This window comes from Streptomyces sp. CBMA123, assembly GCF_014596465.1.
Lineage (GTDB): Bacteria > Actinomycetota > Actinomycetes > Streptomycetales > Streptomycetaceae > Kitasatospora.
Genome location: NZ_MECK01000542.1, coordinates 1 through 656 on the forward strand (window position 1 = coordinate 1; position 656 = coordinate 656).

The window sequence follows — 656 nt, forward strand, 5'->3', positions numbered from 1 at the left end:
GACGAGGCCGTCGCGGCGCTGGCGGACGGGCTGGCCGCCACGATCACCCTGCTCGACCCCGAGCGGATCGTGATCGGCGGCGGCCTCGCCCGGGCCGGCGAGGCCTACGTGGCGCCGCTGCGTGCGGCGGTCGCCGAACGGCTCGGCTTCCAGACACTGCCGGAGATCGTCCCGGCCGAACTCGGCCACCGGGCCGGCTGCCAGGGTGCGGCGCTACTCGCCCACGACCTGCTGGGGTGTCCGGTCAGGCGGACTTGACGGTGGGGAACCTGTCGCCGCCGAGGACCCAGCGGCCCTGGCGCATCACGGCGACCAGGTCGTAGGTGGTGGAGTCGACCACGACCAGGTCGGCGAGCTTGCCGGTCTCCAGCGAGCCGGTGGAGTCGGCGAGGCCGAGCAGCCGGGCCGGGGTGGTGGAGAGCGACTCGACGGTCTGGCCGAGCGTCAACCCATGGACCAGCAGGGCCCGTTGGAACGCCCGGTCGAGGGTGAGGGTCGACCCCGCGATGGAGCTGCCGTCGGGGAGCATGGCGACGCCGTCCTTGACCTGGACCTGGAGGGGGCCGAGGGGGTAGAGGCCGTCGCCCATGCCGGCGGCGCCCATGGCGTCGGTGATCAGGGCGACGCGGGGGGCGCCGGCGGTGCGGTAGGCGAGG

The 656-nt window shown here is 74.8% G+C and carries 2 protein-coding genes; one reads left to right on the plus strand and one right to left on the minus strand.

All coding sequences use genetic code 11. The features are described 5' to 3' along the window. The coding region (locus BG452_RS36170; RefSeq protein ID WP_188308576.1) for an ROK family protein at nucleotides 1-258 on the plus strand (258 nt) is incomplete at its 5' end. Here BG452_RS36170 and BG452_RS36175 read toward each other — a convergent pair. Further along, nucleotides 245-656 (minus strand): amidohydrolase family protein (locus BG452_RS36175; RefSeq protein WP_188308577.1); only part of this gene is annotated, 412 nt, incomplete at its 5' end. The two genes, BG452_RS36170 and BG452_RS36175, sit on opposite strands and share 14 nt — an antisense overlap.